This is a genomic window from Mesorhizobium sp. AD1-1 (genome assembly GCF_020164655.1).
Classification (GTDB): domain Bacteria; phylum Pseudomonadota; class Alphaproteobacteria; order Rhizobiales; family Rhizobiaceae; genus Mesorhizobium; species Mesorhizobium ciceri.
The window spans coordinates 89,897-107,991 of the sequence record NZ_JAIUGP010000018.1; the positions used below are offsets into that span (position 1 = coordinate 89,897).

Sequence of the window (18,095 nt, forward strand, 5' to 3'; positions counted from 1 at the left end):
CTTTCAGTGCGATGCGTTTCAGCCAGAGGGCGTAAACCGCATCCTCGATCGATGCAAGATGGGGCATGGGGAACGCAAGCATGCGATCACGCTTTGACGCGCTTTCGGCTGAAGGCGGGGGAGAGCCTGAAATGAAAAACCCGCCTCTACGGCGGGTCGCTGGCGCAAGTCAGCACCATACCCAGAATCATAGCATAGCTGCCCTCACCAGGTCAAGAAAAAATTCCTATCGAGGCTGGCCAGACGCGGCGGCGCCGTTCAGGTGGAGGACGCGTCCGCCGGCTTCTTCTCGGCGACCTCTTCCGCCGCGTCCTGCTTCTCGCGTGCCACGCGCTGCTTTTCCTGATCGCGCTCGATCAGCCGGGCAGCCCAGATGGAGACCTCGTAGAGAAGGATGGTCGGAATGGCGAGGCCGATCTGGCTCATCGGATCGGGCGGCGTCAGCACCGCCGCGACGACGAAGGCGATGACGATCGCCCATTTGCGCTTCTCGGCCAGCCCCTTGGACGACAGCATGCCGACGCGTGTCATCAGGCTGGTCACCACCGGCAGTTGGAACACCAGGCCGAAGGAGAAGATCAGCGTCATGATCAGGCTGAGATATTCCGACACCTTTGGCAGCAGTGAAATCTGCACCTGATCGTCGGTGCCGGCCTGCTGCATGGCGAGGAAGAACCACATCACCATCGGCGTGAAGAAGAAATAGACCAGCGACGCACCCATCAGGAACAGGATTGGCGACGCGATCAGGAACGGCAGGAAGGCGTTGCGCTCGTTCTTGTAGAGGCCGGGCGCGATGAATTTGTAGATCTGCGTGGCGATCAGCGGAAAGGCGATCACCATGCCGCCGAACATGGCGAGCTTGACCTGCGTGAAGAAGAATTCCTGCGGCGCCGTGTAGATCAGCTCGACCTTGTGCGGATCGAGGCCTGCCCACTGCGTCGCCCATTTGAACGGGACGACCAGAAGGTTGAACAGCTTCTTGGCGAAGAAGAAACAGACCAGGAAGGCAACGAAGAAACCGCCCAGCGACCAGATCAGCCGCCGGCGCAGCTCGATCAGATGCTCCATCAGCGGCGCCGACGATTTCTCGATCTCGTCCTTTTCGGTGTCCGAAACGCTCACTTGGCGGCTCCAGCCGTCTTCTTGGCCGCCGGCTTCTTGGCCGCAGCAGGTTTCGGTTCGATTTTCGCCCCCGTCTTGGTCACTACGGTCTTGGACGCGATCACCTTGGCCGCAGCGGGCGTCTTGGCCCTGGGCGTTTCAGGCATTGCCGCCGTCGCGGGCTTCGCTGGCACCTTGGCCGCAGGCGTGGCCTTAGCGGTGACCGTTTTCGCAGGAGCTTTAGCGCCATTTGCCGAAGCCTTTATAGCCGGCGTCGCCCTTGACGGTGCAGGCTTGGCTGCCTTCTTCGCCGTGGACGCCTTCGGCGCCACGACGGGTGTCGTCGGCACTGATGACGTTACCACCGATTCGTCGGTCATCGCCGGGAAAATCGGCGCTGCCGGCGCTGCTTCCGGTCCGTTGACGCCGGGCATGGTCGTTGCACCGTTCTTCAGCGGCTCGGCCGCCTGCGGGGTCGAAGCGGCTGGCGTTGCCGGATCGGCTGCCGGCTTCGGCTTCATCGCCGCGTCGACGCCGGAGCGAACGTCGGCCGCGGCCTGTTCGAACGGATTGAGCTGCTTCCTGATCTCGGCCATCGGGCTCATGCCCCTGAGCTCGTCGACGGACTTCTTGACGTCGTCGAGCTCGGCTTCCTTCAGCGCCTCGTTGAACTGTTTCTGGAAATCGGATGCCATGGCGCGCAGCTTCGCCGTCGTGCGGCCGAAGGTGCGCAGCATATTGGGCAAATCCTTGGGCCCGACGACCACGATCATGACGATCGCGATGACCAGCATTTCGGTCCAGCCGACTTCAAACATGACACTCTGTTCCGACTAGAACCTTTGGGCTCAGCTCTTGCTGGCCTTTTCCTTCGCGGCCGCAACGGTCTCGTCGGCACGATGTTCGACGGTGCGCTTGTCTTCGGCAACGTCGTCGTCGGCCATGCCCTTCTTGAAGCTCTTGATGCCCTTGGCCATGTCGCCCATCAGCTCGGGAATCTTGCCGCGGCCGAACACCAAAAGCACGATCACCAGCACGATCATCCAGTGCCAAATCGAAAATGAACCCATAGCAAATCTCTCTCGAATGTTTTCCCTGGCGATGATCTATGCGTTTTCGCGTTGGGATTCAAACACAACTGCGACAGAGTTTATGAAAGGGTGGCGGATGTCACGCATTTTCGACGTGGCGGCCCCGCTACGAATCCGCGCATCCTCGACAGATCAGGCCGCCAATGCCAGTCAATCTTCCGTGACGCGCGGCGTCAGCAGGCCGAGTTCCTCGAGATCGATATCGGTCAGCGCATCCTCGTCGTCGGTCAATGCATCGGGATCGGCCGGCGGCTGCGGAATGGAGAAATTCGACGGCATGCGGCCCGAAAGCAGGCCGGCCCCCTTCAGTTCCTCCATGCCGGGAAGATCGCGGATCTCTTCCAGCGCGAAATGATCGAGGAAGGTCTCCGTGGTGCCGTAGGTGACCGGGCGTCCGGGTGTCTTTCGCCGACCGCGCATGCGCACCCATTCCGTTTCCAGCAGCGTGTCGAGCGTGCCCTTCGAGGTTTCGACGCCGCGGATGTCCTCGATCTCGGCACGCGTCACCGGCTGGTGATAGGCAATGATCGCCAGCACTTCGAGAGCCGCGCGGGAGAGCTTCCTTTGCTGGACGGTATCCCTGCTCATCAGGAAAGCCAGGTCGCCGGCGGTGCGGAACGCCCAGGCATCGCCGACACGCACCAGATTGACGCCGCGCCGCGCATAGATCTGCTGCAGCTCGGCCATGGCCAGGGCGATGTTGATGCCGTCCGGCAGGCGTGCCGCAAGCTGCTTTTCGCTGACGGGTTCGGCGCTGGCGAACACGATCGCCTCGGCCATGCGCACAGCCTCGGCCAGATGCAGTCGCTCGGCCGGGTTTTGTAGCTGCTGCTCGGCCGGATCCTGGGAAAGCGGGCCCTCTTCGGGTTCATCGCCGACTTTGAACGGGACAACCGAAGCGTTGGCGCGTTCGCTCATGATGCCACCTCGACTGCCTTGATTGTCTGCGTTCGGCCGCGCAGGTAGATCGGCGCGAACGTCTGATCCTGCCGCACATCCATCTTGCCTTCGCGCACCAGTTCCAGCGTGGCAGCGAACGAGCTCGCGATCGCCGTGCGCCGCTCCTCGGGACTGGTCATGTACGCGATCAGAAAACTCTCCATCGTCGTCCAGTCGCTCACGGCTCCCACAAGGCGGGTCAGGATGTCGCGCGCGTCCTTGAGCGACCAGACACCGCGCCTGGCGATGGTCACATTGTTGATCGCCTGCTTCTGGCGCTGCTGGGCATAGGCGGTCAAGAGATCGTAGAGCGAGGCAGAATAGGCGTTGCGCTTTTCGATGATGACCATTTCCGGCATGCCGCGCGCGAACACGTCGCGGCCGAGCCGGTTGCGGTTGACCAGACGCGCCGAGGCGTCGCGCATGGCTTCCAGCCGCTTCAGTCGGAACTGCAGCACCGCCGCCAGTTCCTCGCCGCTTTCGCCCTCGTCGCCTGGCTGCTTGGGGATCAGGAGCTTGGACTTGAGGAAGGCCAACCACGCCGCCATCACCAGATAGTCGGCGGCAAGCTCCAGCCTGAGCGCCCTCGCCGTCTCGACAAAGGTCAGATATTGCTCGACCAGCGCCAGGATCGAAATGCGCGCCAGATCGACTTTCTGGGTGCGGGCAAGATGCAGCAGAAGATCGAGCGGACCTTCGAAGCCGGCCACGTCGACGACCAGCGACGGGTCGCCGGTGACGCGTGAATCGTCATTTTCGGCCCACAGACGGTCCATCGGTGCGGCCTTCGCGGCCTTGCTTTCCAATGTCTCCGCCACTGCCTGTCACTTTCCCTTGCTATGCCACCGCATCGAAGTAGGTGGCGAATTCGGCGCGTATTTCGGTTTCTTCGACCGTGTCACGGTCCTTTATATAGGTCAGCGCCCGCTTGGCGCGCTCCAGCGACGTGCCCTCAAGCCCAGTGGTGCGCGATGCGATGCCGGCCATCTCCTCGAAAACGCCGTTGCAGTGAAGGACCAGATCGCAGCCCGCCGCAAGGATCGAGGCCGCCTTTGTCGGGAAATCCCCAGAAAGTGCCTTCATCGATGTGTCGTCGCTCATCAGCAGTCCGTCGAAGCCGATTTCGCGCCGGATGATCTCGTCGATGACCTTGCCGGAGGTGGTCGCCGGATTGTTAGGGTCGATCGCGCTGTAGACGACATGCGCAGTCATCGCCATCGGCAGATGGCTAAGCTCCTTGAACGGGGCGAAATCATGCCGCTGCAGATCACTGAGCGAGGCATTGACCACTGGCAGTTCAAAATGCGTGTCGGCAAAGGCACGTCCATGGCCCGGAATATGCTTCATGACCGGCAGCACGCCGCCCGATATCAGCCCTTCCGCGGCTGCGCGGCCGAGCTCGATCACGGGTCGCGGGTCCTTGCCGTAGGCACGCGCGCCGATGACATCGCTGGCGCCTTCGATCGGCACGTCGAGCACCGGCAGGCAGTCGGCTGTGATGCCGTAGCGTAACAGGTCGAAAGCATGCAGCCGCGCCATCAGCCAGGCCGCGCGGGCGCCGGCATCATGATCGTCGCGCCACAGCGCGCCCAGCGCGCCGCCGGCTGGATAGTTCGGCGCCAGCGGCGGCCGCAAGCGCTGCACACGGCCGCCTTCCTGATCGATGAACACCAGCGCGTCCGGACGCCCTATGCAGTCTCGCATCTCGGCGACCAGATCGCGGATCTGTTCGGTCTCGCCGATGTTGCGCGCAAACAGGATGAAGGCCCACGGGCATTCATTGCGATAGAAATTGATTTCTTCGCGGGTGAGCGATTTCCCGGCGCAGCCGAGGATCATGGATTTTGATTCGGTCATGTCGGCAGTTTAGGGCTTTGTGCGATCAAAGGGAATCGCCAGGGATTCATCCACGGCAACGCCGGATCTGCTTTCCCCATGAAAAAAGCCGGCGCGGTGACCGCGCCGGCTTTCAATCGGTTGGCTCCGGCTTTAGCGCGAGACGAAGCAGTTGCCGCCGGCGGCCTTGTAGCTGGTGCACAAATTGATCGCGTCATTGCGTGACTGGGCCGGAACGCGCACGCGGTAGAACGTGCCTTTGCCGGCGATCTCGGCCTTGACGATGTTGGCGGTACGCCCGGCAAGCACGCTGCCATAGCGGCGCTGCAGATCCTGATAGCTGGACTGGGCGCTTTCGACGGTCGGCTGCGAGGCGATCTGCATCGACCACGAGCCACCGCCGGCCGCGGTCGATGCCGGATCGATGGACGCAACCTGATCGGGCTTGACCTCGCCGACGACATCGACCGGCTGGTCGGACGGACGCTGCGGCGCGAGCGGAACCTTTGCCGGCGTGTTGGCCGATTGGGCCTTGGCCTCGGCCTTCGGCTTGGCCACCGGCTTGAGGGCCGGCTCGTCGTCCGCCTGGGCGGCGGCAGGCGCCACGGTACCGGTCTGGTCGGCATCGGCTTGCGCCGCCGGGGCGACATGCTGCGGCGCCGGATCGACCGGCTCGGTAGCGGCCACTTGCGGAGCGGCGGGTGCCGCCGGATCTTCACGCGGCACCAGCGAACCGTCCGACTTGACCACCATGGTCCTCACCTTGCGCGGTGCAATGGCGACGACATCGGCATTTGTGCCCTTGTCTGCATCCTGCAGCACCTGCGCGATGCGGTCCTCGGACTTGGGAGCTGGCGCCGTATTGTCGGCCAAAGCAGCGCCAGCCATCGGCGCGGCATTGCCGACATCGGTTCCAGCGCCGGCTGCATTCTGGTCCGGCGAAAGATCGATGGCGCGGGCCGGGTCCTTCGCCTGCACGTCCACCGGCTCTTCGGTGTTGGTGACCAGCTTTTCCTGGACCGGCTCGGCGGGCTTGGCGCCCCTGACCGCGTCGTAGACCTTGTTGTCCTGGTTCGGCACCACGGCGCCGCCCGGATTCTCCGGCTTGACCTTGATCGGCGCGTTGTCGGCCTTGACGATGACGGGCGCTTCGCTGCCGCCCTTGCCGCCAAAGGACAGCGCAAAGGCACCGAGACCGCCCGCGACCGCGACCGCGCCGACAATCGCGGCGATGAACAGGCCGCGTCCGCGCGACGGCCTTGCGGCCTCACGCTCGCCGAGACCCGGAACAGCCATCTCCTCGTCGAGTTCGGGATCGTAGTCGAGTTCATCGACGGTGAAATCATCGGCTTGGGAAGCCGGCTGGCTCCCCGGCAGGTTGTCGAGGTCGTAGCCCGAGGCGTCGGCATAACCCGTGGGCGCCGCCGCGCGGGCAGACATTTCCATCGGCCGCGCCGCATAGGTTCGCGCTTCCGGCTCATAGCCCGGCTTGACCCCGTCATAGCCCGGCTTGAGGCTGTCATAGCCCGGCTTGAAGCCCGCGGCATAGGAGCCATCATCGTAAGATGCGCCGGCCGCGTTGCTTGCGGGGGCGGCAGCGACCTCCACCGCGTTCATCTCGGAGAGAAGGCTGGAGAACTCGGCATCGAGATCGTCATAGCCAGGCGACGCCGGCTGGTCTTCCTCGAAGTGCAGTTCGGGGATATCGAGATCGTCCGCCAGCGCCACGACACGCTCGGGCACATCGACCGTCTCGACATCGGGCATGTCTTCGTAACGCGCCGGCTGGCGCGATTGCGGCGCCGATACTGGGGCAGCGGGAGCCAAGGTTTCGACCGGCTCGGACGAACCATAGGACGTCGTGGCGGCGACTGCCGGCGCTGCGGCCACGGATGATGCCACCGAAGCGGCCGGCTGAGCGCTAAACGTAGGCTGAGTGATGAATGACGGCTGCTGCGGAACCGGCGTCACGCGGCTCCACGAACGCGTCGGCTCTGTCGGTTGGGAACGCTCCGCAAGCCAATCGAAAGAATCCGCCGAATTGTCCCGGGGAGCGGCTTCGTCACGCGGATCAAGGCCCTGGGCCAAAGCCGCGTCCAACGCATCATCGTCGAAATCGACATCGCCAATGGTGTCCGAGTTCGGATCCTGGAGTTCATCAAGCATAAGATCGTCAATATCCGCGTCGGCCGCTTGGGCCGTGCCAACATGTCGATTTTGCTCAGGCGTGGTTTCGTCAAGATCCCAGTCGAGGTCGCCGACAAGGTCGGCCGGTTCCTCGGCAGGCTCGGCAACAGGCGGCGGGGCAGCGACAGCCGGCTGAGCCGTGACAGGCTCGCTGGCCGCCGGCGCCGTGCGGGAAGTCATGGCGCCCAGCAGCGCATTCAACTCGTCTTCCAGGCTCCGTTCGTCCGCAATCGGGGCGTGCACCGCCGGCGCGACATTGGCTTCTGGCGCCGCCGGCTGGATCGTAGCGGCAGCAACTTCGGCGACCGGCTCTTCGACCGTTTCGGCGAACGAATCTTCAAAGTTCAGGTCGAAGGCATCGTCCGACAGGCCTTCAGGGTTGGAAATCTCGCTTGTTGAGTCCGCAGCATTGGCAAGCACTTCATGCGCTTCCGGCTCGTCGAAGGCGATCGGCTCATCCGCGCGAACGTCGAAATCCATGTCGACATCGGCCATGGCATCGTCGAGGCCAGCAAAGCTCTCGTCGGAGATTGCCTGGCCGTCAAGCGCCGCCGCCTGCTCCGGCATGGCATGCTCGACGGGATCGGCGGCCATGAATGACTGTTCCGCCGCCGAATGGTCGTCGAGCATCAGCTCGTCTTCAAGCGACATTGCCACCGCATCGTCGAATTCGTCATCGGAGGCAACCGGCTCGACAGAAGCGGGCGTATCGGCAACGCTGTACAGGGCCTCTTCGGCTTCCTCATCGATCCGAAGGTCCTGGTCGAGCGAGGCGGCAAGCTCGTCCGCCATCGACTGATCGTCCTCGAAGGGGGACACGTCCTCGAGCGAACCGGCGACGGCATCGCCAATGTCGGACGCGAAAGCGGGCTCGACGGACGGCACGGCTTCAGCGGCGACCGCATGGCTGGCGCCGGCGACGTGGTCGTCGATCTCAGCCATGTCCAGTTCGAAATCGTCGTCGAGCGACACCGAAAGCTCGTCGTCCATCGCGCTGGCGTCAGCCGCTTCGAATGCCGGCTCATGCACGAAAGTCGGCTCATGAGCCTGAACAACCGGAGCGGCGTCGCTGTCGTCAGCGCCGAACTCGCCCATCATTTCTTTCTCGAGATCGACATCGAAATCGCCCTCTTCGAGCCCGTGATCGGCGGCTGGGGCCTGCGGCTGGGCGGGCGATTGCGGCCTGACCGGCTGGCGCGGGTCGAATCCCATGATCCTGGTCAGTTCCGCGAACGGATCATCCTCAGCGATGTCGTTGTTGTCGGCTACTCTCAGCTGGGTTCTGTCTGCCATTATTGTTCCCGAACTCGCACTCATTCGGACGCCATGGACGTCGCGTAGGGTTGGCCCTTACCAGCGCAATGTGGGCAAAAGGTGACAGGTTATTTAGTCAAACCTAACGCATTTCAGTGGGCGCGGCGGCCCCGATCAACGTCAGGCCGGACGTCAAAACGTCCGAAACAGCCTGCACCAGCCCTAGTCTGGCATGCGTCAATTGTCGGTCGTTAACCTTAACAAAACGTAAGTCCGGATTATCCGTGCCACGGTTCCAGTGCCCGTGGAAGCTGGAAGCCAGATCATAGAGGTAAAATGCCAGCCGATGCGGCTCGAGCGCAAGGGCGGCGGACTCGATCAGCCGCGGGTATTCGGCAAGCTTGCGGATCAGGCCGATCTCGCCCTCGTCGGTCAGCAATGCCGCGGCGGACGCCAGGCTGTTGCGGTCGAAATTGGCTTCGCCCAGTTGCTCGCTCGCCTGCCGGAACACCGAATGACAGCGCGCCGAGGCGTACTGGACATAGAACACCGGATTGTCCTTGGACTGCTCGGTCACCTTGGCGAAATCGAAATCCAGCGGCGCATCGTTCTTGCGATAGAGCATCATGAAGCGGATCGCGTCGCGGCCCACCTCCTCCACCACTTCGCGCAGCGTCACGAAATCGCCCGACCGCTTCGACATACGCACCGGTTCGCCCTCGCGAAACAGCTTGACCAGATTGCAAAGCAGCACGGTGAGCTTGACCTCTTCGCCGGCAATCGCCCGCGCCAGGGCTTCCAGCCGCTTGACGTAGCCGCCATGGTCGGCGCCGAGCACATAGATCAGGTCGACGAAGCCGCGATCGACCTTGTCCTTGAGATAGGCAACGTCGGCGGCGAAATAGGTGAATGAGCCGTCCGACTTGACCAGCGCCCGGTCCATGTCGTCGCCGACCGCGGTCGAGCGGAACAGCGTCTGCTCGCGGTCCTCCCAATCGTCGGGTTTCTCGCCCTTGGGCGGCGGCAGCTTGCCCTTGTAGATATGGCCCTTCAGCGTCAGATCGTTGATCGCGGATCGGATCTTCCTGGCATTGTCGGCGTGCAGCGTGCGCTCGGAGAAGAACACGTCGTGATGCACGTTGAGCATCGCCAGGTCCTCGCGGATCATCGCCATCATCGCATCGATGGTGCGATCCTTGACGATGGCGAGCGCCTCGTCATCGGGCATCTGCAGCAGCGAGCGGCCGAATTCCGCGACCAGCGCCTGACCAACTGGCACCAGGTAATCACCCGGATAAAGCCCGCCCGGAATCTCGCCGATGTCGTCACCCAGCGCTTCGCGGTAACGCAGGAATGCGGAACGGCCGAGCACGTCGATCTGCGAGCCGGCGTCGTTGATGACGTATTCTTTGGTCACGTCGTAACCGGCGAAGGCCATCAGATTGGCAAGTGCATCGCCGACGACAGCACCCCGGCAATGGCCGACATGCATCGGTCCGGTCGGATTGGCCGAGACATATTCGACATTGGTCTTCCTGCCGCCGCCAACCATCGAGCGGCCATAGTTGCGGCCCTCGCCGAGCAGTGCGGTCAGATGTGTCTGCCAGAAGCCGTCCTTCAGCCTGAGATTGACGAAACCGGGGCCGGCCACCTCTGTTGCCGCGACATCCTTGTCGTCGCGCAGCGCCTGCGCCAGTCTTTCGGCCAGCGCGCGCGGGTTCTGGCCGGTCGGCTTGGCCAGCACCATTGCCGCATTGGTCGCCAGGTCGCCATGGCTGGCGTCGCGCGGCGGCTCAACGGCAATGCGCGACAGGTCAGGCGAAATGCCGTCTTTGTCTTTCAGATCAAGCGCTTCGACGGCTTTTATGATTCGCGCGGTGAAATCGGCGAAGATGTTCATTTGTGTGACTCTGGGGTCTGGCTCTGGCGGCTTTGCAGCGAATCCGGCTCGTTGGCCGGCAAAATCGAGCCCGCCCTAGCCCAATTCAGGCGTATGGTCAAACAAACGCCGGTGTTCCTTGAGCGCGTAGGTGTCGGTCATACCCGCCAGGAAGTCGGCGACGCTGCGCGCCTTGATGCGATCATCGGCCCGATCCAGCCCCTCGCGCCAGCCATCCGGCATGGCGCGCGGATCGGCGAAATAGGCGTCGAACAGATCCTTGACGATCTGCTCGGCATCCGCGCGCACCCTCATAACCTCGGCGTGCCGGTAGAGGTGCTTGTACAGAAAGGCCTTCAGTTCCTTCTCCAGGGCAGCCATTTCGGCCGAGAAAACCACCATCGTCTCGCCAGCTGCCCTCACTGCATCGGCGCTCGGCGGCCTGATGCGATCGAGATTGGCGGTCGTCGACCTGATCACGTCCTCGACCATGGCCGTTATCTGCCGCCGCATCAGTTCGTGGCCGGTGCGCACGGCATCGAGGGAAGGATAGCGTTCGCGCACGCCTTTCAGGATCGTTCCCGGCAGCGAAACCGTCTCCAGCATGTCCAGCGTCAAGAGCCCTGCCCTCAACCCGTCGTCGATGTCATGCGTGTTGTAGGCGATATCGTCGGCGATCGCCGCGCATTGCGCCTCGATGCCGGCGAACCGGTCGAGTTCGAGATCGTGCAGTTGCGAATAATCACGGATCGCCTGTGGCACCGGCCCTTTCAGACCCTTGCCGTTGGCATCCGTCAGCGGCCCATTGTGCTTGACCAGGCCTTCCAGCGTTTCCCAGGTCAGGTTGAGCCCGTCGAACTCGGCGTAGCGCGCCTCCAGCCTTGTCACGATGCGCAGCGATTGTGCGTTGTGGTCGAAGCCGCCCCAGACGGCCATCTTCTCGTTGAGCGCGTCCTCGCCGGTGTGGCCGAAGGGCGTGTGGCCGAAATCATGCACCAGCGCCACCGCCTCGGCCAGATCCTCGTCGCCGCGCAGCGCCCGTGCCAGGGCGCGCGCTATCTGCGCCACTTCGATCGAATGGGTCAGCCGGGTGCGATAGTGGTCGCCTTCATGGGCGATGAAGACCTGCGTCTTGTGCTTCAGCCGCCGGAAGGCCGTCGAATGGATGATGCGGTCACGGTCCCGCTGGAATGGCGTGCGGGTCGGGCTCTCCACCTCGTCGAACAGCCGCCCGCGCGAGTTTGCCGGATCGCAGGCATAGGCGGCGCGTGGCCGATAGCCGAATCCGATGTCGCCCAACTCACTGGTCATGGCTGATGCTGCCGCGTTTGACTTAGCCAGGTTGACTTGGCCCCTCGCGCTTCATACCTATCATGTGAAACCGAAAGCAAGGTGACGCCCATGGGCGCTGATGCCAAGACTGCCATGAAAGTCGATATGACCGAGGCCGCCGCCAAGCGGATCGCCAGGATTGTCTCGAACGAAGCCGGCAAGACGGCGCTGCGCGTTTCGGTCGAAGGCGGCGGCTGCTCGGGCTTCTCCTACAAGTTCGATCTGGTCGATACGCGCAACGACGACGACGTCGCCATCGAGAAGGACGGCGCCACCGTGCTGATCGACGATTTGTCGCTGGTCTATATGGGCGGATCTGTGATCGATTTCGTCGACGATCTGATGGGCCAGTCGTTCCAGATCCGCAATCCGAACGCCGTCGCCTCCTGCGGCTGCGGCACGAGTTTCTCCATATAGAATGCCTGCCATCGGTGCGGTCCGTCAGATCGCGCTGTCGGCTGGCCGTGACCTCGACGTGACGCTGGCTTTCTGGCGCGACGTGCTCGGCATGGCCGTCCATGCACGCTTCGATCCGCCGGGCATCGCCTTCATCATGGCCGGAGAAATCAGGCTGCTGTTCACCGACGGCGTACCGGCCGGAACCGTCTATCTCGACATATCGGGCCTTGATCAGTTCCATGCCTCGGCTGCTGCCGCCGGCGTGCCCTTCACCGCGCCGCCAACGCTTGTCCATCGCGACACGGACGGCCAGTTCGGTCCAGCGGGGGAAAGCGAATGGATGGCCTTCCTAAAGGACCCGGCTGGCAATACGATCGGCCTCGTCGAACGCCATCCGCCGCAAGAGCCCAACTGAACAGCATCGAGACCGCCATGAAAATCGTCACCTGGAACATCAACGGTGTCCGCGCCCGCATCGGCAACCTGACCCATTGGCTGACCGAGAGCGCACCCGACATCGTCTGCCTGCAGGAGATCAAGACGGTCGACGAGCAGTTCCCGCGCGCCGAGATCGAGGCGCTTGGCTACAATGTCGAAACCCATGGCCAAAAGGGTTTCAACGGCGTCGCGCTGTTGTCGAAGCTGCGCTTCGACGAGGTGATCAGGGGCCTGCCCGGCGACGATGCCGATGAACAGGCGCGTTTCATCGAAGGCGTTTTCTCAACCGACAAGGGCGCCTTGCGTGTCGCCTCGCTCTATCTGCCGAACGGCAATCCGATCGATGACGAGAAGAAGTTTCCTTACAAGCTGTCCTGGATGGCGCGGCTTGAGCGCTGGGCCGAAGAACGGCTGAGACTTGAGGAGGCTCTGGTGCTCGCCGGCGACTACAACGTCATTCCCGAGCCGATCGACGCGCGGTTTCCGGAGAACTGGCTGGGCGACGCCCTGTTCCAGCCGCAGACGCGACAAGCCTTCCGCCGGCTGCTCAATCTTGGTTTCACCGAGGCGGTGCGCGCGGTCACCGACGCGCGCGACACCTATACGTTCTGGGACTATCAGGCCGGCGCCTGGCAGAAGAACAACGGCATCCGTATCGACCACCTGCTTTTGTCGCCGGAAGCCGCCAACCGATTCTCATCGGCCTCTATCGAAAAGCATGTGCGCGCTTGGGAAAAACCATCCGACCATGTCCCGGTGGCGATCGATCTCGCGCTTCAGCCGGCTTGAGAGAACCCTCGCCGGGCCCGTCTGCGCTGAACCCTCATATCGCCACATTTCGCGCCGTTCATTGCAGACCAGCATGGCGGCTGGGGTTCCATGAGCGCACGATTTCATCTTTGTCCCATTGGCCTGGCATTTGCCATGACCGTTCCTGGTACGGCATTTGCCGACCAGGAATGCCTGGCCAATGGAAAATCCTACCAGATCGGTCAGGTCGCCTGCCTGACGGTGGCCGAGCAGAGCCATCTGGCCCGCTGCGATATGGTGCTCAACAACACCTCGTGGACGAAGATCGGGGATAGCTGCCCGGAAAACACGCTGGCGCCACACCCCCATGTCACGCCAATCTCGACGCCGGCGCCCAGCATGGTGCCGACGGAGCCGATCGCGAACTGAGCCAATCTCGCGCCTTGTGGGGGAGATCGGCAGTTCAGCCGCCAGCAAAACTACTGGTCCGCGTTGTTGCCCTTGGTGAGGATATCATCGGCCAGCGAGATCGCGGTGCGGCGGTCGGCCTCGCCGGCGGTGGCAAATGCCTCTTCCTGCATGCCGCGGATCCAGGGCTGGTCAGCGGGCGAAGCGCGTTCGAGCGCTGCCGTCATCATCGCCAGGCCGCGAACGATCTTGCCGCTCTGGAACAACAGATGGCCCAGCGTCGCCTGGGCGCCGGCATGGCCTTTCTCGGCGGCGAGTTGGAACCAGCGCCCGGCCTGCTTGACACTGGCCTTCACCCCGCCCTCGCCCTTCAGGAACATCTGCCCCATCTCGAACTGTGCGTTCGGGTTGCGGTAGTTGGCAGCCGCGCGCATGTAGTATTCCTGGGCCGCCACCTCGTTCTCGGTGACCGGGCTGCCGGGAATGCCCGTGCGCAAATAGTCGCCAAGCGCCACCAGCGCATCGGAGACATAGCTTTCCTCGGGCGAGCCGGGCTCGACATCCTGGTCGACGATCTCGGAGAAGAACTTGAACGCCTCATAGTCGTCGCGCGCCACGCCGTCGCCCTCGGCATACATGCGGGCAAGCTTCCAGGTGGCGCCGATCTGGCCGTTTTCGGCGGCGTATTTGTAGGCCTCGGCAGCCTGCTCCTTGTGGCCGTTCTTGTAGGCGGAGAAGCCGAACTGGAAGACCGCCCAGGGGCTCGATTGCGGCTTCACCCCGGTCTTGTCGTCGAACACCTTGTCGTCGAAGGCCATGGCCTGGCCGACGGCGCCAAAGGTCGCGCCAAACGTGGCGGCCACGACCAGTGCCGAAAAGACAGATGACCTCAACAACTCAGATGTCCGCATAACAGTGTGTTTCTTTCGCACCGCCCGGATGGGTCACCGCGCCATCGCGCGCCGGCCCTACCGTCTGTGCATATTTCCATATCGCGCCCGACTGATAATCGGTCGCGCGCGCCTTCCATGTCTTTGCCCTCGCCGCCAGTTCGCTATCGGACAACGCCACATCGATCGTGCCGTTCACCGCGTCGATCGAGATCACGTCACCATCCCTGAGCAGTCCGATCGGGCCACCCACGGCTGCTTCGGGGCCGACATGGCCGATGCAGAAACCGCGCGTCGCGCCCGAGAAGCGCCCGTCGGTGATCAGCGCCACCTTGCCGCCCATGCCCTGGCCGTAAAGTGCTGCCGTCGTCGACAGCATTTCGCGCATGCCGGGGCCGCCGCGCGGTCCTTCGTAGCGAATGACGAGAACCTCGCCTTCCCTGTAGTTGCGATGCGTCACCGCCTCGAAACATTCCTCTTCCGAATCGAAGCAGCGTGCCGGCCCGGAGAATTTCAACTCCGCCATGCCGGCGACCTTCACGATCGCGCCTTCGGGGGCCAGGTTTCCCTTCAAGCCCACGACACCGCCGGTTTGGGTAATGGGTCTGTTGGCCGGGCGGACCACATCCTGATGCTCATTCCAGACAACGTGCTGCATGTTTTCGGCCAAAGTGCGGCCAGTCACCGTCATGCAGTCGCCATGCAGATAGCCGTGGTCGAGCAGGGTCTTCATCAGCAGCGGAATGCCGCCGGCCTCGAACATGTCCTTGGCGACATATTTGCCGCCCGGCTTGAGGTCGGCGATGTAAGGCGTCTTCTCGAAGATCTTGGCCACGTCGAACAGATCGAACTTGATGCCGGCCTCGTGCGCGATCGCCGGCAGATGCAGTGCCGCGTTGGTCGAACCGCCGGTGGCCGAGACCACGGTCGCCGCATTCTCCAGCGCCTTCAGCGTGACGATGTCGCGCGGCCGGATATTTCTGGCGATCAGCTCCATGATCTTTTCGCCCGAGGCGAAATTGAACCGGTCGCGCATTTCATAGGGTGCCGGCGCGCCGCAGGAATAGGGCAGCGCCAAGCCGATCGCCTCGGCGACGGTCGCCATGGTGTTGGCGGTGAACTGGGCGCCGCAGGAACCGGCCGAGGGACACGCGACCTGCTCGATCTCAAGCAGTTCGTCATCGCTGATCGTGCCGACCGAGTGCTGGCCGACCGCCTCGAAAACATCCTGCACGGTGATCTGGCGGCCGCGATAGCTGCCGGGCAGGATCGAACCGCCATAGATGAAGATCGACGGCACGTTGAGCCGCACCATGGCCATCATCATGCCGGGCAGCGACTTGTCGCAGCCGGCGAGCCCAACCAGCGCGTCATAACAATGGCCGCGCATGGTGAGCTCGACCGAATCGGCGATGACCTCGCGCGACACCAGCGACGACTTCATGCCCTGGTGACCCATGGCGATGCCATCGGTGACGGTGATGGTGCAGAATTCGCGCGGCGTGCCGCTGGCGGCCGCGACGCCCTTCTTGACCACCTGCGCCTGGCGCATCAGCGAAATGTTGCAGGGCGCCGCCTCGTTCCAGCAGGAGGCGACCCCGACCAGCGGCTGCGCAATCTCGGCCGCCGACAAACCCATGGCATAGAGATAGGAACGATGCGGCGCACGCGCCGGACCGACGGTCACATAGCGGCTAGGGAGCTTAGCCTTGGAGATGACTTTGGCGTCCATACTCTTCCTTGCCCCATCTTCCCTGCAAATGGGGCGGAGCGGCCTGCCCCCTCGCCGAGCCTTTTGGCGCGTGTCCCGAGACAAGATCGAGGTGCGCCGGGTTTATGGCGGGAAATAGGCAATTTCCTCAGCCCGGCTTCCAGCGCAGGGGTTGTTCAGAAAGTGTTGCCAAAACGCCACAATCGCACGAGGGCGGCAACAGCGCGGCTTATGTGCACGCGGCCTATATGAATGGCGCACGGGCAAGAGCCGCCCAAATGAAAAAGGCCGGGTATTGCCCGGCCTTTTTGTAAAATTCTCAACAGGTTAGAACTTGATCTTGATACCGCCGGAAATTGCCGTGACCAGATCGTTGCCGAAGTCATAGCTGTCATCGGTGCCCGCGATGTAGCCGTTCTCGCCAGCCAACTCCCCTGAGTGGCCGCTGGTCAGCACACCGACCGCGCCTGCCAGACGAACCTCGATATTCGGCGTAGGCGTATAGGCAACGCCACCACCCAGCGTCCAAGTATCGGTCTGTGCACCATAACCATGCGACGTGCCACGATCCCAGGAAAGCTGCCCGGCGGCACTCCACTGATCATTGAACTTGTGGCCGATACCGCCCGTGACAGTCCAGCCATCACGATACATCAAGTCGAGTGAAGTTAGTTGGCCCAGACCATTCGTTACGCAGAATGAGGAAGGTGTGCCTTGGGCACAGATCGGAACGCTTTGCAGGACGCTCCAATTGACCCACTTGATCGAACCGAAAGCGAGCCAGCCGGGTGCGATGCCCGACTGCAGTTTCAATTCGAGTGAATCCGGCATTGACTCCTCCGCACCGTAAATCGGTACAGATACGATGCCGCCGATGTTCAGAGTACCGGAGATATTGTCGAGCTTCACTTGTGAATTGTAGACAAGGCTGGCGCGCAGCGCGATATCTGGAATTTCATAAGCGACGCCCGCACGCCAGCCCCAGCCATCTGCCTCCAGATCGACACGACCGACCATCGTGCCGAAGCCGATATCTGTGTAGTTCTCCTTGAAGCCATAGATCTTCTGGTAGAAAACGCCGCCTATGAACCGAAGCTGGCCCTTGCCAGCGTCCATCTTGTAGGAGCAGGTAGCCGCGTAGTTGTCGCTCTTGATATCGGTTTCGATATTCGAAAACGCGCCGTTCCACGCATTTCCCGGCGCCGTATGTGCACCCCAGGGCTGCGAATAGTCGACCATGCAGTCGACGCCTTGAACAACTTGGACCTTAGCTCCAATGCGCGGAACCCAATAGCCCTCGGCTCCGTCGGCCGAGGTGCCCAAGCCGAGATCGGCTCCGCCCGGACCGCGCGCATTCTTGTACTTGCGATCCGGCATCACATAGGTCGCTTCCGCTTCGGTCGCGAACGGAGCCGGATCGAACAACAGGTCGATGTCGTAGCCAGCACGCTCCAGGCCGCCGGCATGTGCCGGATTCATCGCCGTCCCGATCAAAGCCAGCGAAAAGCAGCCCGCCCCCAGCAGCGCCTTCAGTCGCAGAATAGTCATGAAATGTCCTCCCCCGAATTCGAGTGCACCAAGCTAGAACCAATTCAGGTTAACGGTGCAACAACGAATTCGCGGGCGTACATGTACACACTGGCCAGCCGCATTTTCGAGGAAATGCAACCGGGTGCGGCAAGGCCGAAAAATGGTCTGTGAAGGCTGAGCGGCTCTCAAAAAACAGAGAGAACCATCCAAAAAGGCTCGAAAACAGGCCTTTTTTGGGCTCCAGGAGCCCCATTGTTACATTATGGCAACAATGGGGCTAAAACTTCCGTTTACGTCAATATTAACGCAACGGAATGCTGATTTTCGAGGCGGAAAACCAGCATTTT

General features: G+C 62.7%; 16 protein-coding genes. 4 read left to right on the plus strand and 12 right to left on the minus strand.

Annotation, left to right across the window (positions count from 1 at the left end):
- Window positions 1-258: 258 nt before the first annotated feature.
- The 9 genes from tatC to LB519_RS27185 all read right to left on the minus strand — a co-directional run bounded on the left by tatC (window position 259) and on the right by LB519_RS27185 (window position 11,601).
- Window positions 259-1,125 (minus strand): twin-arginine translocase subunit TatC, encoded by an 867-nt coding sequence (tatC, locus tag LB519_RS27145; protein ID WP_013531297.1) that lies wholly within the window; start codon window positions 1,123-1,125, stop codon window positions 259-261.
- Complete coding sequence (tatB, locus tag LB519_RS27150) at window positions 1,122-1,922, minus strand: Sec-independent protein translocase protein TatB (RefSeq protein ID WP_224621603.1); 801 nt, start codon at window positions 1,920-1,922, stop codon at window positions 1,122-1,124. Before tatB ends, tatC begins: the two co-directional genes overlap by 4 nt.
- A gap of 30 nt (window positions 1,923-1,952) precedes the next feature.
- Window positions 1,953-2,174 (minus strand): twin-arginine translocase TatA/TatE family subunit, encoded by a 222-nt coding sequence (locus LB519_RS27155; protein WP_013531295.1) that lies wholly within the window; start codon window positions 2,172-2,174, stop codon window positions 1,953-1,955.
- Window positions 2,175-2,345: 171 nt separating this feature from the next.
- Entirely contained in the window at window positions 2,346-3,113 is a 768-nt protein-coding gene (gene scpB, locus LB519_RS27160) for an SMC-Scp complex subunit ScpB (RefSeq protein ID WP_013531294.1), read from the minus strand.
- Complete coding sequence (locus LB519_RS27165; protein ID WP_013531293.1) at window positions 3,110-3,910, minus strand: segregation and condensation protein A; 801 nt, start codon at window positions 3,908-3,910, stop codon at window positions 3,110-3,112. Before LB519_RS27165 ends, scpB begins: the two co-directional genes overlap by 4 nt.
- A 61-nt stretch (window positions 3,911-3,971) precedes the next feature.
- Window positions 3,972-4,991, minus strand: a complete 1,020-nt coding sequence (gene nagZ / locus LB519_RS27170; protein WP_013531292.1) for a beta-N-acetylhexosaminidase — start codon at window positions 4,989-4,991, stop codon at window positions 3,972-3,974.
- Window positions 4,992-5,123: 132 nt separating this feature from the next.
- Window positions 5,124-8,450, minus strand: coding sequence for an SPOR domain-containing protein (locus LB519_RS27175; protein ID WP_224621605.1), 3,327 nt, complete (start codon window positions 8,448-8,450; stop codon window positions 5,124-5,126).
- A gap of 103 nt (window positions 8,451-8,553) precedes the next feature.
- On the minus strand, window positions 8,554-10,311 hold the full coding sequence (gene argS, locus LB519_RS27180) for an arginine--tRNA ligase (RefSeq protein ID WP_027160434.1): 1,758 nt from the start codon (window positions 10,309-10,311) through the stop codon (window positions 8,554-8,556).
- 75 nt (window positions 10,312-10,386) lie between these two features.
- On the minus strand, window positions 10,387-11,601 hold the full coding sequence (locus tag LB519_RS27185) for a deoxyguanosinetriphosphate triphosphohydrolase (RefSeq protein WP_024503844.1): 1,215 nt from the start codon (window positions 11,599-11,601) through the stop codon (window positions 10,387-10,389).
- Window positions 11,602-11,691: 90 nt separating this feature from the next.
- On the opposite strand from LB519_RS27185, the gene erpA reads away from it, so the two are divergent.
- From erpA to LB519_RS27205, 4 genes are all read left to right on the plus strand, one after another.
- Window positions 11,692-12,039 carry an iron-sulfur cluster insertion protein ErpA gene (erpA, locus tag LB519_RS27190; protein ID WP_013531288.1) on the plus strand — a complete coding sequence of 116 codons (348 nt, stop codon included), beginning with the start codon at window positions 11,692-11,694 and terminating at the stop codon, window positions 12,037-12,039.
- 1 nt (window position 12,040) lies between these two features.
- Window positions 12,041-12,436 (plus strand): VOC family protein, encoded by a 396-nt coding sequence (locus tag LB519_RS27195; RefSeq protein ID WP_013531287.1) that lies wholly within the window; start codon window positions 12,041-12,043, stop codon window positions 12,434-12,436.
- A 17-nt stretch (window positions 12,437-12,453) separates the two neighbouring features.
- Window positions 12,454-13,248: an exodeoxyribonuclease III gene (xth, locus tag LB519_RS27200; RefSeq protein ID WP_013531286.1), complete on the plus strand. Its 795-nt coding sequence runs from the start codon at window positions 12,454-12,456 to the stop codon at window positions 13,246-13,248.
- A gap of 135 nt (window positions 13,249-13,383) precedes the next feature.
- Complete coding sequence (locus LB519_RS27205) at window positions 13,384-13,638, plus strand: hypothetical protein (protein ID WP_224621607.1); 255 nt, start codon at window positions 13,384-13,386, stop codon at window positions 13,636-13,638.
- 50 nt (window positions 13,639-13,688) lie between these two features.
- On the opposite strand, the gene LB519_RS27210 is transcribed toward LB519_RS27205, so the two are convergent.
- The 3 genes from LB519_RS27210 to LB519_RS27220 form a co-directional block, all read right to left on the minus strand.
- Window positions 13,689-14,528, minus strand: coding sequence for a tetratricopeptide repeat protein (locus tag LB519_RS27210; protein WP_013531284.1), 840 nt, complete (start codon window positions 14,526-14,528; stop codon window positions 13,689-13,691).
- Window positions 14,515-16,239, minus strand: a complete 1,725-nt coding sequence (gene ilvD / locus LB519_RS27215; protein ID WP_024503842.1) for a dihydroxy-acid dehydratase — start codon at window positions 16,237-16,239, stop codon at window positions 14,515-14,517. Before ilvD ends, LB519_RS27210 begins: the two co-directional genes overlap by 14 nt.
- A gap of 306 nt (window positions 16,240-16,545) precedes the next feature.
- Entirely contained in the window at window positions 16,546-17,766 is a 1,221-nt protein-coding gene (locus LB519_RS27220; protein ID WP_063172327.1) for an OmpP1/FadL family transporter, read from the minus strand.
- Window positions 17,767-18,095: the final 329 nt, after the last annotated feature.

Coding starts and splice junctions, on each gene's coding strand:
- tatB (WP_224621603.1), bottom strand. CDS start 1,922: ATGTTTGAAGTCGGCTGGACCGAAATGCTGGTCATCGCGATCGTCATG.
- LB519_RS27155 (WP_013531295.1), bottom strand. CDS start 2,174: ATGGGTTCATTTTCGATTTGGCACTGGATGATCGTGCTGGTGATCGTG.
- scpB (WP_013531294.1), bottom strand. CDS start 3,113: ATGAGCGAACGCGCCAACGCTTCGGTTGTCCCGTTCAAAGTCGGCGAT.
- LB519_RS27165 (WP_013531293.1), bottom strand. CDS start 3,910: ATGGACCGTCTGTGGGCCGAAAATGACGATTCACGCGTCACCGGCGAC.
- nagZ (WP_013531292.1), bottom strand. CDS start 4,991: ATGACCGAATCAAAATCCATGATCCTCGGCTGCGCCGGGAAATCGCTC.
- LB519_RS27175 (WP_224621605.1), bottom strand. CDS start 8,450: ATGGCAGACAGAACCCAGCTGAGAGTAGCCGACAACAACGACATCGCT.
- argS (WP_027160434.1), bottom strand. CDS start 10,311: ATGAACATCTTCGCCGATTTCACCGCGCGAATCATAAAAGCCGTCGAA.
- LB519_RS27185 (WP_024503844.1), bottom strand. CDS start 11,601: ATGACCAGTGAGTTGGGCGACATCGGATTCGGCTATCGGCCACGCGCC.
- erpA (WP_013531288.1), top strand. CDS start 11,692: ATGGGCGCTGATGCCAAGACTGCCATGAAAGTCGATATGACCGAGGCC.
- LB519_RS27195 (WP_013531287.1), top strand. CDS start 12,041: ATGCCTGCCATCGGTGCGGTCCGTCAGATCGCGCTGTCGGCTGGCCGT.
- xth (WP_013531286.1), top strand. CDS start 12,454: ATGAAAATCGTCACCTGGAACATCAACGGTGTCCGCGCCCGCATCGGC.
- LB519_RS27205 (WP_224621607.1), top strand. CDS start 13,384: ATGACCGTTCCTGGTACGGCATTTGCCGACCAGGAATGCCTGGCCAAT.
- LB519_RS27210 (WP_013531284.1), bottom strand. CDS start 14,528: ATGCGGACATCTGAGTTGTTGAGGTCATCTGTCTTTTCGGCACTGGTC.
- ilvD (WP_024503842.1), bottom strand. CDS start 16,239: ATGGACGCCAAAGTCATCTCCAAGGCTAAGCTCCCTAGCCGCTATGTG.
- LB519_RS27220 (WP_063172327.1), bottom strand. CDS start 17,766: ATGACTATTCTGCGACTGAAGGCGCTGCTGGGGGCGGGCTGCTTTTCG.